Source organism: Bacillus cereus group sp. BfR-BA-01383 (assembly GCF_022663495.1).
Classification (GTDB): domain Bacteria; phylum Bacillota; class Bacilli; order Bacillales; family Bacillaceae_G; genus Bacillus_A; species Bacillus_A cereus_AU.
In genome coordinates, this window is sequence record NZ_JAKUFP010000009.1 from 59,330 (window position 1) to 72,421 (window position 13,092).

A 13,092-nucleotide genomic window follows, 5' to 3' on the forward strand; every position below is an offset into this window, starting at 1 on the left:
TCGTAACGAGGTACCTCTTCTTATTTTAAAATATTAGCAATATATGTTTGAAGTTCTTCTACTTTCACTTCTTCAGATTCGCCTGTAGCACGTACTTTCACTTCTACAATGCCTTCATCTGCTTTTTTACCAACTGTAACACGAACTGGAAGACCGAATAAATCTGCATCTGCAAATTTAACGCCTGCACGTTCTGCACGATCATCTAGTAATACTTCGTATCCTTGCTCTTGTAATGAGCTGTAGATATTTTCACCCATTTCACGTTGTGCATCAGATTTCATATTTACTGGAATTACATGCACATGGAATGGTGCTACAGCTTTAGGCCAAACTAAACCATTCTCATCATTAAACTGCTCTGCAATGGCTGCCACCGTACGAGATACACCAATGCCGTAACAACCCATAATAAGTGATTGTGTTTTCCCATTTTCATCTAGGAACGTTGCGTTCATCGCTTCACTATAGCGAGTTCCTAATTTGAATACATGACCAACTTCAATTCCGCGTGCGAAAAGAATTGTTCCGTTTCCATCTGGAGATTGGTCTCCTTCTTGGATGAAGCGTAAATCTGTATATTGACTTACTTTAAAGTCACGTTCTGGATTTACATTTACATAATGGAATCCTTCTTCATTCGCTCCTGAACATCCGTTTACAATTGATGCTACAGCATGGTCAGCAATAATGTCTACATCGCCTGTCACACCAATCGGTCCTAATGAACCAATTTCACAATTTAATAACGCTTTTACTTCTTCATGAGAAGCAAGTTCAACAACTGAAGCGCCGTATACATTTTTCACTTTTACATCGTTTACTTCATGATCACCACGAACAAGTACAACTACTAATTTCTCATCTACTTTAAATACCATAGACTTAATGCACTTTTCCGCTGCAATGTTTAAGAATGCAGATACTTCTTCAATAGCCTTTTGATCTGGTGTTGCTACTTTTTCAAGTGCCTTTTCTTCTTCGTCACTCTTTGTATACGAATCTACAACAGGAGCCATTTCGATGTTCGCTGCATAATCAGATGTATCAGAGTAAGCGATTGTATCTTCCCCAACATCAGATAACACCATAAATTCATGTGTATCTTTTCCACCCATTGCTCCAGAGTCAGCAATAACCGCACGGAAATTCAAACCACAACGAGCAAAAATATTAGAGTATGCTTTATATAAACGATCATACACTTCATCTAAGCTCTCTTGCGTAGCGTGGAAAGAGTATGCATCTTTCATCAGAAACTCTCTTCCACGTAATAAACCAAAACGAGGTCTTTGTTCATCACGGAACTTTGTTTGAATTTGATATAATGTTAACGGCAATTTTTTATATGATTTTACTTCATCACGTACAAGATCAGTAATTACTTCTTCGTGTGTAGCTCCTAATGCAAATTCACGAGAGTTACGATCTTTCATACGCATTAATTCAGATCCGTAAGAATACCAACGGCCTGACTCTTGCCATAATTCTGCAGCTTGCATAGCCGGCATTAATAATTCTACAGCTCCTGCACGCTCCATTTCTTCTCGAACGATACGTTCTACTTTGTGTAGTACTTTTAAACCAAATGGTAGAAAACTATAAATACCAGAAGCATTTTGACGCATAAAACCTGCACGAAGTAATAGTTGATGACTCTTAATTTCAGCATCAGCTGGAACTTCACGTAATGTAGGACTGAATACCATACTTTGTTTCATTTATTCGCACCTCTTCATTTTACTCTTACACGCAGTAAAACCCCTCACCTCGAGTTAGGTGAGGGATTTTATTCTACGAGCTCTATTTCATTATAAGTTTCACTTTATTTTACAAGAAAAACTTACGAATGTCATTCCATGTTACAACTAACATAAGTAACATTAATAATGCAAAACCAATAAAGTGAACCATTCCTTCTTTTTGACGGTCAATTGGTTTCCCTCGTAACGCTTCAATTAAGAAGAAGAATAAACGTCCACCATCTAAAGCTGGAACTGGTAATAAATTAAATAAACCAAGATTAATACTTAAAACTGCCGCTAAACTTAGTACACGCGTAAATCCATAATCTACGACTTGATCCGTTAGATTATAAATCCCTACTGGACCTGACAACTCATTAATAGAAAATTGACCAGTTACTAATTTCACAAGAGACTCAAAAATTAATTTCGTCCATTGGTACGTTTGTTCAAATCCTGATTTAATAGAACCCATTACTGTTTTCTCTACAGGAGAGTAAACACCAATTCTACCAACTTCGTCTTTTCCTTCTTTATCGAGTGTTGGCGTTACTTTCACATTAAGCTGTTCACTATCACGCTTTACCTGTAACGTAATTTCTTTATTTGGGTTTTCACGTACAATATTTACAACATCTTTCCATGTACTTGTGTTTTTCCCATCAATTGCTTGAATTGTATCATTTTCTTTTAATCCAGCTTGCTGTGCTGCACTATTCTCCATCACTTTTCCGACCATTGGTTTGTCAACGGGAACCCCTTGTACAAATCCAAGAATCACAAAAATAACAAATGCTAAAATGAAGTTCATTGCAGGACCCGCAAAGATTGTTAAAGCGCGTTGCCCCAGTTTTTTTGAGCCGAATTGTCTATTATACGGAGCGATTTGAATTTCTTCTCCCGCAGTAATAATACGAGCCTTTTCATTCACACGGAACGTTTGAAGCTCTTCCTCGTACTCTTCATAGCCCGAAATTGTTAGATTATGCTCTAAATCAGCTTGTTCGACTTCAATGACACGAACATTTGGATACTTTTCATACCCATCAAAAACTAATTTCACAACTTCGTCTTTTTCATTTAGTACAAGGCCAACCTTTTTGCCGGGCTTTAACTCAACTGTGTCTGCATCCTCGCCAGCCATTCTTACATAGCCACCAAGGGGCAGTAATCGAATCGTATACACCGTTTCATTCTTTTCAAATGAGAATATTTTCGGACCAAAACCAATTGCAAACTCGCGGCATAAAATACCTGCTCTTTTTGCGAAATATAGATGTCCTAGCTCATGGAAAAATACGAGTGCACCGAAAATTAATATAAAGGCAATCGCTGTATCCAATTCCATAACCACCTTTGCTAAATTTGTTCCATCACAAACCGTCTTGTGGCTGCATCAATTTCCAAAATTTCCTCTAAGCTCGGTCGCGCAATAACATTGTGATGGTTCATTGCTTTTTCAATGAGGTCTTCCACTGTTAAGAAACCAATTCTCTTTTGTAAAAAAGCTTCAACAGCTATTTCATTGGCTGCATTCATTACAGCTGGCATACTTCCACCTGCTTTTCCAGCTTCATACGCAAAACGTAGGCAACGGAAACGTTCTTGGTTCATTTTCTCAAAATGCAATGTTCCCATTTCCCATAAATTTAACTGTTTTGTGTCTGAAAGAGGTAATCTGTCAGGATATGTAAGTGCGTATTGAATTGGTACTCGCATATCAGGTGAGCCAAGCTGCGCCATTACACTACGATCTTCAAATTCAACCATAGAATGGATAATACTTTCTTTATGTAAAACAACATCAATTTGCTCGTAAGGGATACCAAAAAGCCAATGTGCTTCAATTACTTCTAGTCCCTTATTCATCATTGTAGCAGAATCAATTGTAATTTTCGAACCCATTGACCAGTTTGGATGTCGAAGCGCATCTTCTACGGTCACATGATGCAATTCATCCCTCGTTTTATCACGGAAACTTCCACCTGAAGCCGTTATAATTAGTCGAGAAATTCTTTTTTCATTTTCACCATTCAAGCATTGAAAAATAGCTGAATGTTCACTATCTACTGGAAGTAACGAAACATTATGTTTTCGTGCCGCTTCCATTACAAGATGCCCTGCAGTTACTAACGTTTCTTTGTTTGCAATTCCAATTGTTTTTTTCGCCTCAATTGCACGCAGTGTTGGTAACAACCCTACACTACCTACAACAGCATTTACTACAATCTCTGCATCTGGATGTAATGCTACTTCTAAAAGACCTTCACTACCATATACAATTTTTGTATTACCAGAAACAGCTTGTAATTTTAAAACATCTTCTTCTCTTTGCACAGAGACGATTTGCGGAGAAAATTCTTGAATTACCTTTACTGCGTAGTCAATGTTTTTCCCTACAGAAAAAGCAACGAGACGGAATTGGTCTGGGTGCGAGCGTAATACATCTAGAGTTTGTGTACCGATTGATCCGCTTGCACCTAATAAACTTATGTTTTTCATGATTCCAACCCCTCGTTCATTTATTAATTATATTGTAATAAAAAGTAGAGAATTGGTAAAACAAATAACCAACTATCTGTTCGATCTAATATACCACCATGTCCAGGTAAAATTGTACCTGAATCCTTTACACCATAATGGCGTTTAAATGCAGATTGCACTAAATCACCAATTTGTCCAAAAATAGAAATGATAATCGTCAGAACGATTAAAATCCATACATTCGCTTCAACCGGGAAGAACATATTGTACACAAGTGCAACAACAATTCCACAAACAATTCCGCCTAATGAACCTTCAATCGTTTTATTTGGACTAATTTCTGGCCACAATTTTCTTTTTCCTATTGCTTTCCCTACGAAATATGCGCCTGAATCAGTAGCCCATATAACAAATAATGCGCAAAACACATATTTAATTCCTAATATTCTTGTTTCATTTAAATATAAGAATCCCATTGCAACATATGTCGTTGCCATCAGTAAAAATGAAGCATGGTCAAAAGTAAATGTATTCTTAGAAAGGACCGTATATGATAAAAGTAATAAAACAATCACAAATGTGATTTCTAATTTACCTAATCCAATCCACGTAAACAGTTCTGATGCACTACTTGGAATTAAAATAATCCACAATAATATTGCAGCTAAAACTGTTGGTACTGAAATAAGCGTAAGCTTATTCATACGAATTAATTCATATAAACCTATAGAAGCAAGTGCATACACTAAAACCGTAAAAGGCACGCCACCGTAAATTACGATGGGAATGAATAGCGCGGCAGCAACCACTCCAGTAATAATTCTCTGTTTCACTACCAAACCCTCTCTTTCTACACGCCTCCGAATCTGCGCCCTCTATGCTGAAAGTCTGTAATTGCATTTAGCAAATGTTCTTCGGTAAAGTCTGGCCAATACACATCTGTAAACCAAAATTCCGAATAAGCAATTTGCCATAACATGAAATTACTAATACGTAGCTCTCCGCTTGTACGAATTAACAACTCTGGATCGGGTAAAGAACTCGTCATTAAGTACGAAGAAATCATTTCTTCACTTATTTCTTCAGCACGAATTTTCCCTTCCTCACTATCTTTCATCATATGTTGCACAGCAGAAACGATTTCATCTCGACTTCCATAGTTTAACGCGAAATTAAGAATTAATCCCGTATTCTCTTTCGTATCTTCCATGGCCTTCTCCATCGCTCTGCGTGTATGCGTAGGAAGACGATCTTGTTGCCCTATTACTCGGACTTGTACGTTTTCTTCAATCAATTCTGGTAAAAATGTACCTAGAAATTCTTCTGGAAGCTTCATTAAATAATCAACTTCCTTTTTCGGTCTTTTCCAGTTCTCAGTTGAAAAAGCATAGAGAGTTAATACTTTCACATTAAGTTTACTTGCAAATTTTGTAATTTTCTTTACAACTTGCATGCCTTCATGATGTCCCGCAATACGAGGCATCGCTCTCCTCTTTGCCCATCTTCCATTGCCATCCATAATGATGGCAATATGTTCTGGGATATATCCTTTTTTCACTTCTTCAACGAGATGATCAAACGATGTGTCCTTTTTACCTTTAAAAAAAGGAAAGTTTTTAAACATCATTCATACCCTCCAACAAGCAGACGTATGCCTAAAAGTGTAAAAAGACCCCCTTAAGAAGAGGGTCATATTTGCGAAGTTATCGCTATTACACTTCCATGATTTCTTTTTCTTTGTTTTTTGCGATTTCGTCAACTTTTGCAATATATTTATCTGTTTCTTTTTGGATATCTTCAGTATATCCTCTTAAATCATCTTCTGTAATATCGCCAGCTTTTTCAAGCTTCTTAAGATCATCGTTACCGTCACGACGTACGTTACGAACAGCAACTTTTGCTTCTTCAGCATATTTTTTCACAACTTTAACAAGATCACGGCGACGCTCTTCTGTTAATGCAGGGAATGCAATACGAATTACAGTTCCATCATTAGAAGGGTTTAAGCCTAAATCTGCTTTTAAAATTGCTTTTTCGATATCACCGATAGAAGTTTTATCATAAGGCTGAATTACAAGTAAACGTGCTTCTGGAACTGTAATGTTCGCTAATTGCACAACTGGTGTTGGTGCACCATAGTAATCAACTTGTACCTTATCTAATACAGATGAGCTTGCACGACCAGCGCGAACTGTTGCTAATTCACGAGAATAAGCTGCAACTGCTTTTTCCATTTTTTCATTTGAAGATTTCAATACTTGTTGTCCCATATTTATTTCCCCCTTACAACTGTTCCAATATTTTCGCCTAAAACGGCACGTTTAATGTTACCTTTTTCCATAACCGAGAATACAATTAATGGAATATCGTTATCCATACATAAAGAAGAAGCTGTAGAATCCATTACACCTAAACCTTCTTTTAATACATCTAAGTAAGTAAGTGTTTCGTATTTTGTAGCTGTTGGGTCAATAGATGGATCCGCACTATATACGCCATCCACATTATTTTTCGCCATTAAAATAACGTCCGCTTCGATTTCTGCTGCACGTAATGCTGCCGTTGTGTCTGTAGAGAAGTACGGGTTACCTGTACCTGCGGCAAAGATCACAACACGTTTTTTCTCTAGGTGACGAACTGCTTTACGACGAATGTAAGGCTCTGCAACCTGACGCATTTCGATCGAAGTTTGGACACGAGTTTGAATGCCAATGTTCTCTAAGCTATCTTGAAGAGCTAATGAGTTCATAACTGTTGCTAACATACCCATGTAATCTGCTCCAGCACGATCCATTCCCATTTCACTTCCGATTTTTCCACGCCAAATGTTTCCGCCACCAACAACAACAGCAACTTCTACATCAAGTTCTGCAATTTCCTTCACTTGTTCCGCAACTGATTTAATAACAGCTGGGTTAATTCCAAATCCTTGTTCGCCAGCTAACGCTTCTCCGCTTAGCTTTAATACGACACGATTATATTTCGGTTTACTCATAATGAACCTCCAATTGCTTACATCTTTATTTTAAAAAAGGGAACACAAAGTGTTCCCTAATCTGTATTAGTTGCTACCTTTTACTTGGTTCATTACTTCTTCAGCAAAGTTGTCTTCGCGTTTTTCGATACCTTCACCAACAGCATAGCGAACGAATCCTTTTAATGTTCCGCCTTTAGACTCAACGAACTGACGAACTTTCATATCAGGGTTTTTAACGAACGCTTGGTCAAGTAAGCAAATTTCTTCGAAGAATTTGCCAAGACGGCCTTCAACCATTTTTGCAACGATTTTTTCAGGCTTGCCTTCGTTTAAAGCTTGTTGTGTTAATACTTGACGCTCATGCTCAACTTCTTCAGCTGTTACAGCATCGCGGTCGATGTATTTAGGGTTAACTGCTGCGATGTGCATTGCTACATCTTTAGCAGCTGCTTCGTCAGTAGAACCTTCAAGAACTGTTAATACACCAATACGTCCACCCATGTGTAGGTAAGCGCCAAATGCATCAGCATCAGTTTTTGATACGATTTCGAAACGACGAAGTGTAAGTTTTTCACCAATTTTAGCGATTGCTTCGTTGATGTGCTCTTCTACTGTTTTGCCGCCTTCGATTGTTTGAGCCATAGCTTCTTCAATGTTAGCTGGTTTGTTAGCTAATAAGTGAGCAGCTAATTCTTTAATTAATGCTTGGAAACCTTCGTTTTTCGCAACGAAATCAGTTTCAGAGTTTAATTCTAAGATTAAACCTTCGTTACCGTTTGTTTCGATGAAAGTTAAACCTTCAGCAGCGATACGGTCTGCTTTTTTAGCAGCTTTCGCAATACCTTTTTCACGTAAGAAGTCAATTGCTTTCTCCATGTCGCCATTAGTTTCAGTTAAAGCTTTTTTGCAGTCCATCATACCTGCGCCTGTTTTTTCACGAAGTTCTTTTACCATTTGTGCAGTGATTGCCATGTTTTTCATCCTCCTAAAATATGTATTTATACCTTTTAAAAAGGTGTTTATACCTTAAAAAAGGTGATAAAAGGCCGAACCCCTTATCACCTTTCCAAATTTGTTACGCAGTAACAGTTTCTTCACCTTGTTTTGCTTCAAGGATCGCGTCTGCCATTTTAGATGTAAGAAGTTTTACAGCACGAATTGCATCATCGTTTGCTGGGATAACGTGATCGATTTCGTCTGGATCACAGTTTGTATCAACGATACCGATGATTGGAATGTGTAATTTGCGTGCTTCAGCAACTGCAATACGCTCTTTACGAGGGTCTACTACGAATAATGCACTTGGAAGACCTTTCATATCTTTAATACCGCCTAAGAATTTCTCAAGACGCTCTAACTCTTTTTTAAGTTGAACAACTTCTTTCTTAGGAAGTACTTCGAAAGTACCATCTTCTTGCATTCTTTCGATGTCTTTAAGACGCTTGATACGCTTTTGGATTGTTTGGAAGTTTGTTAAAGTTCCACCTAACCAACGTTGGTTAACGAAGTACATACCAGCACGAGTTGCTTCTTCTTTAATAGCTTCTTGTGCTTGTTTTTTAGTACCTACGAATAAGATGTCTCCACCTTCAGCAGCGATGTCGCGCATCGTTCTGTAAGCTTCCTCAACTTTTTTCACAGTTTTTTGTAAGTCGATGATGTAGATACCGTTACGCTCTGTGAAAATGTAACGCTTCATTTTTGGGTTCCAACGACGAGTTTGATGTCCGAAATGAACACCAGCTTCAAGCAATTGCTTCATAGAAATTACTGACATAATTTAGTTCCTCCTAAATGGTTTTTGATATCCTCCGTTTACTTCAACTCTAAGCGAAACTACAAACGTAGCACCAACACTTAAATCAGTAAACGTGTGTACTTTGTACTGACACCACTGCTTACTATATCATACTGAAATATTACAATCAAGTCGAAAATGCGAACAATGTAAAACTTTCTTTTTTCCATGCTCGAATTCTAGTATTCCCAATCTTCACTTTCTTTAAGCAAGGGGGTGACATTCATTTAATAGTTTCTAAAAGAACATTGCCATGATGCTTCACATAAGCAACATCAACCTCTTACAAAGCAAAAAACTCTCCTCAACCGAGGAGAGTTTTTTATAAATTAGTTTGTTTTTAATTTAGCAAGTTCTTGTAAAAACTTGTCGTTTAGCACTTTAATGTATGTTCCTTTCATACCTAAAGAACGAGACTCAATAACACCAGCACTTTCTAATTTACGTAGTGCATTTACGATTACAGAACGAGTAATCCCTACGCGATCAGCAATTTTACTTGCAACAAGTAAACCTTCTGTTCCATTTAATTCTTCGAAGATGTGCTCAATCGCTTCTAACTCACTGTAAGATAATGAGCTGATTGCCATTTGAACAACAGCTTTACTACGTGCTTCCTCTTCGATTTCTTCTGCTTTTTCACGTAAGATTTCCATACCTACAACAGTTGAGCTGTACTCAGCAAGGATTAAATCATCATCTAAGAACTCTTGACCAAGACGAGCTAATACTAATGTACCTAGACGCTCACCGCCACCAACGATTGGTACGATTGTAGTTAAACCTTGACCGAATAATTCACTGTTTTCTACCGGGAATGCTGTGTAAGCACTATCCACACCTAAATTTGAAGATGTTTCTGTAACATTGAATAAACTTTGCGTATACTCCTCTGGGAATTGACGCTCCGCTAGCATTTGCTTCATACGTTCGTTCTCAATTTGTTGGTGAATAGCATATCCTAGTAATTTACCACGGCGACTTACAACGAACACGTTTGCTTCAATTACTTCACACATTGTGTCAGACATTTCTCTAAAGTTTACAGGCTTCCCTGCTGCGCTCTGTAATAACGCATTTAATTTTCTTGTTTTTGCTAATAATTCCATTTCAAAAGTTCCTCCTACATGTTACTTACATATTTTTTCATCACTTGGAAACTAGGGCGAGTCACCTGATGACACTATTACAAAATAAACTGGCTCACATCTTTATTCTTAGCAATTGTTGCTAATTTCTCCTCAACGTATTGAGGTGTTATCGTTATTTTCTCTAACGTAATTTCAGATGCTTCAAACGATAAATCTTCAAGGAGTTTCTCCATAATCGTATGAAGTCTTCTTGCTCCAATATTATCTGTATCCTGATTAACTTGATAAGCAATCTCAGCAATCTTACGAATAGCTTCGTCTGAAAATTCAATTTCTATACCTTCAGTCGCTAATAATGCCATATATTGTTTAATTAGCGCATTGTCAGGCTCGATTAATATTTTAACAAAATCATCTGTCGATAATTTTGTTAATTCTACTCGAATCGGAAATCTCCCTTGCAATTCCGGAATTAAATCCGACGGTTTAGACATATGGAACGCTCCAGCTGCAACGAATAAAATATAATCCGTTTTTACTGATCCATATTTTGTCGCAACATTCGACCCTTCTACAATTGGCAAAATGTCACGTTGCACACCTTCACGTGATACATCTACGCTATTCGACTGCTTACCAGCAATTTTGTCAATTTCATCGATAAAAATAATCCCGAGCTGTTCAGCACGATAAACAGCCTCTTGTGTAACTTCATCCATATCAATTAAGCGCTGTGCCTCTTCATTTGTCAAGAGTTTTCTCGCTTCTTTTACAGAAAGTTTACGTTTTTTCGTTTTTTTCGGCATAAAACTTCCTAATGCATCTTGGAAATTCATCCCCATTTGTTCCATACCAGTTCCTTGTAACATATCAAACATTGAAGACTGCTGCTCTGTCACTTCAATCGATACAATTTCTTCTTCAAGAAGTCCTGCAGCAAGCTTTTTTTCTACGTCTAGACGTTTCTTTTCGATTTCAGCATCTTCCTGTGCATCAGATGTTTGATTCGAATTTTGAGCGCCGCCAAAAAGCATTTCTAACGGGTTTTTAAATCCAGATTGCTTCTCCGGACTCGGCACTAAAATTTCAACAAGACGTTGATTCGCTTGCTCTTCTGCTTTATCTTGAACTTTCACTACCATTTCTTCTTTCACGATGCGAACTGACGTTTCCACAAGGTCACGCACCATCGACTCTACATCTCTACCTACATATCCAACTTCTGTAAATTTCGTAGCTTCAACCTTAATAAAAGGTGCTCCAACGAGTTTCGCCATTCGTCGTGCTACCTCTGTTTTCCCAACACCTGTCGGTCCAATCATCAAAATATTTTTAGGTGCTATTTCATCACGTAAATTTTCAGCTAATTTACTGCGACGGTATCGATTTCTCAACGCTACAGCAACCGCTTTCTTTGCATCTTTTTGACCGATGATGTATTGATCTAATTTTTCCACAATTTGGCGCGGAGTAAAATGTAAATGCATATAAAATGCCTCCCTTACGATTCTACAATTCTTCAACAATTATGTTGTGGTTCGTATAAACACAAATATCGCCAGCAATCTCTAAACTCGCTTTCGCAATTTGTTTCGCTGTTAAGTGTTCACTTGCATATTGCTTTAAAGCACGACCTGCAGAAAGTGCATAATTCCCACCAGATCCAATTGCTAAAATACCATCATCCGGTTCAATCACTTCTCCTGTACCTGAAACAAGGAGCATAGTTGTTTTATCCATGACAATGAGCATCGCTTCTAGCTGACGTAACATTTTATCGCCACGCCATTGTTTTGCCATTTCAACAGCAGCACGCTGCAAGTTGCCATTATACTCTTCTAATTTCCCTTCAAACATTTCAAAAAGAGTAAATGCGTCAGCAACTGAACCTGCAAAACCAGCTAAAACTTTACCTTGGAAAAGTCTGCGAACTTTACGAGCTGTATGTTTCATTACAACAGCATTTCCCATTGTCACCTGACCATCTCCAGCCATTGCACATTCTCCATTATGATGAACTGCAAATATCGTTGTAGCGTGGAAATTTCCCATAGAAAAAACTCCTTTATATGTTTTTATAGCTTTAAAAGCAATTTATGCCCGCGGGTGATGCTTCATGTAAACAGAACGCAATCTTTCTTTAGAGACATGCGTATAAATTTGTGTCGTCGACAAATTTTCATGACCTAACAGCTCTTGTACAGTACGTAAATCCGCCCCCTCATCTAACATGTGTGTAGCAAATGTATGCCTTAACATATGGGGACTTATCCGCATTGTCAATGAAGCCTTCTTAATGAGTTCGTTTAATACATAACGTACACCCCGACTTGTTAGCGGCGTACCTTTCGCATTTAAAAATACCATATGAGAATGTTCTTCAGTCTTGTTAGCTAACTGTTTTCTCCCGTTCTCTATATAAGTAATTAAAGCATCTTGCGCATAACTTCCGAACGGAATATACCTTTGTTTTTTTCCTTTTCCCATCACTAAAATCGTTCCCACTGCGAAGTCAATATCGGTAAGTTGTAAATTGATACATTCACTCACACGGATCCCAGTCGCATACATCAACTCTAATAATGCTTGATTCCTTTGACCTAGCGGTGTTTCCATGTCAGAAACTTCAAATAATTCCTCTAATTCTTCAGCGTATAAAAACTTTGGGATTGACAATTCTTTTTTGGGGAGTGACGCAAGTGCAAATGGGTTATCTTTCCGATAACCTTCTCGCATCAAAAAACGATATAGACTTCGTAAGCTTGATACTTTTCTTGCGACAGATTTACGGGCTAACTTTTCATCGTGCAACGTCGTTAAGTACAAACGAACATCCGCGTATGTAACATCTAAAAAAGAGGATATGCCTTCTCGCTCCATAAATTGCACAAAATGTTCTAAATCATTTTGATAACTTGCAATTGTATATTTTGAATAATTTCTTTCAATTTGTAAATATCCAACGAATAATTGTAACAATTTCTTCACATTCACATA

General features: G+C 37.7%; 13 protein-coding genes. All 13 read right to left on the reverse strand.

From position 1 onward, the window contains the following. Window positions 1–20: 20 nt before the first annotated feature. On the reverse strand, window positions 21–1,721 hold the full coding sequence (locus tag MR065_RS11380) for a proline--tRNA ligase (protein WP_242213726.1): 1,701 nt from the start codon (window positions 1,719–1,721) through the stop codon (window positions 21–23). A 109-nt stretch (window positions 1,722–1,830) separates the two neighbouring features. Further along, window positions 1,831–3,087, reverse strand: coding sequence for an RIP metalloprotease RseP (gene rseP / locus MR065_RS11385; protein ID WP_242213729.1), 1,257 nt, complete (start codon window positions 3,085–3,087; stop codon window positions 1,831–1,833). A 17-nt stretch (window positions 3,088–3,104) separates the two neighbouring features. Beyond that, a complete protein-coding gene (gene dxr, locus MR065_RS11390; protein ID WP_098267846.1) occupies window positions 3,105–4,247 on the reverse strand; it encodes a 1-deoxy-D-xylulose-5-phosphate reductoisomerase in 1,143 nt (380 codons plus the stop codon). Between the two features lie 23 nt (window positions 4,248–4,270). Continuing rightward, window positions 4,271–5,062, reverse strand: coding sequence for a phosphatidate cytidylyltransferase (gene cdsA / locus MR065_RS11395; protein ID WP_242213730.1), 792 nt, complete (start codon window positions 5,060–5,062; stop codon window positions 4,271–4,273). 17 nt (window positions 5,063–5,079) lie between these two features. Then, on the reverse strand, window positions 5,080–5,856 hold the full coding sequence (uppS, locus tag MR065_RS11400) for an isoprenyl transferase (protein ID WP_097902937.1): 777 nt from the start codon (window positions 5,854–5,856) through the stop codon (window positions 5,080–5,082). 85 nt (window positions 5,857–5,941) lie between these two features. Beyond that, complete coding sequence (gene frr / locus MR065_RS11405; protein WP_000531504.1) at window positions 5,942–6,499, reverse strand: ribosome recycling factor; 558 nt, start codon at window positions 6,497–6,499, stop codon at window positions 5,942–5,944. Between the two features lie 2 nt (window positions 6,500–6,501). Further along, on the reverse strand, window positions 6,502–7,224 hold the full coding sequence (pyrH, locus tag MR065_RS11410; RefSeq protein ID WP_000042664.1) for a UMP kinase: 723 nt from the start codon (window positions 7,222–7,224) through the stop codon (window positions 6,502–6,504). A 66-nt stretch (window positions 7,225–7,290) separates the two neighbouring features. Further along, on the reverse strand, window positions 7,291–8,178 hold the full coding sequence (gene tsf / locus MR065_RS11415) for a translation elongation factor Ts (RefSeq protein ID WP_001018584.1): 888 nt from the start codon (window positions 8,176–8,178) through the stop codon (window positions 7,291–7,293). 103 nt (window positions 8,179–8,281) lie between these two features. Next, the gene (gene rpsB / locus MR065_RS11420) at window positions 8,282–8,983 is read right to left on the reverse strand and encodes a 30S ribosomal protein S2 (RefSeq protein WP_000111485.1); all 702 of its coding nucleotides are present in this window, start codon (window positions 8,981–8,983) and stop codon (window positions 8,282–8,284) included. A gap of 350 nt (window positions 8,984–9,333) precedes the next feature. Continuing rightward, window positions 9,334–10,113 (reverse strand): GTP-sensing pleiotropic transcriptional regulator CodY, encoded by a 780-nt coding sequence (gene codY / locus MR065_RS11425; protein ID WP_000421293.1) that lies wholly within the window; start codon window positions 10,111–10,113, stop codon window positions 9,334–9,336. A gap of 77 nt (window positions 10,114–10,190) precedes the next feature. Beyond that, complete coding sequence (gene hslU, locus MR065_RS11430) at window positions 10,191–11,582, reverse strand: ATP-dependent protease ATPase subunit HslU (RefSeq protein ID WP_097902938.1); 1,392 nt, start codon at window positions 11,580–11,582, stop codon at window positions 10,191–10,193. A 22-nt stretch (window positions 11,583–11,604) separates the two neighbouring features. Further along, entirely contained in the window at window positions 11,605–12,147 is a 543-nt protein-coding gene (gene hslV, locus MR065_RS11435) for an ATP-dependent protease proteolytic subunit HslV (protein ID WP_000526274.1), read from the reverse strand. 42 nt (window positions 12,148–12,189) lie between these two features. Further along, on the reverse strand, window positions 12,190–13,089 hold the full coding sequence (xerC, locus tag MR065_RS11440) for a tyrosine recombinase XerC (RefSeq protein WP_242213731.1): 900 nt from the start codon (window positions 13,087–13,089) through the stop codon (window positions 12,190–12,192). Window positions 13,090–13,092: the final 3 nt, after the last annotated feature.

Bases quoted from the DNA above. Each gene is read 5' to 3' on its own strand.
- MR065_RS11380 (WP_242213726.1), bottom strand. From the start codon at position 1,721: ATGAAACAAAGTATGGTATTCAGTCCTACATTACGTGAAGTTCCAGCT.
- dxr (WP_098267846.1), bottom strand. From the start codon at position 4,247: ATGAAAAACATAAGTTTATTAGGTGCAAGCGGATCAATCGGTACACAA.
- uppS (WP_097902937.1), bottom strand. From the start codon at position 5,856: ATGATGTTTAAAAACTTTCCTTTTTTTAAAGGTAAAAAGGACACATCG.
- frr (WP_000531504.1), bottom strand. From the start codon at position 6,499: ATGGGACAACAAGTATTGAAATCTTCAAATGAAAAAATGGAAAAAGCA.
- pyrH (WP_000042664.1), bottom strand. From the start codon at position 7,224: ATGAGTAAACCGAAATATAATCGTGTCGTATTAAAGCTAAGCGGAGAA.
- tsf (WP_001018584.1), bottom strand. From the start codon at position 8,178: ATGGCAATCACTGCACAAATGGTAAAAGAACTTCGTGAAAAAACAGGC.
- rpsB (WP_000111485.1), bottom strand. From the start codon at position 8,983: ATGTCAGTAATTTCTATGAAGCAATTGCTTGAAGCTGGTGTTCATTTC.
- codY (WP_000421293.1), bottom strand. From the start codon at position 10,113: ATGGAATTATTAGCAAAAACAAGAAAATTAAATGCGTTATTACAGAGC.
- hslU (WP_097902938.1), bottom strand. From the start codon at position 11,582: ATGCATTTACATTTTACTCCGCGCCAAATTGTGGAAAAATTAGATCAA.
- hslV (WP_000526274.1), bottom strand. From the start codon at position 12,147: ATGGGAAATTTCCACGCTACAACGATATTTGCAGTTCATCATAATGGA.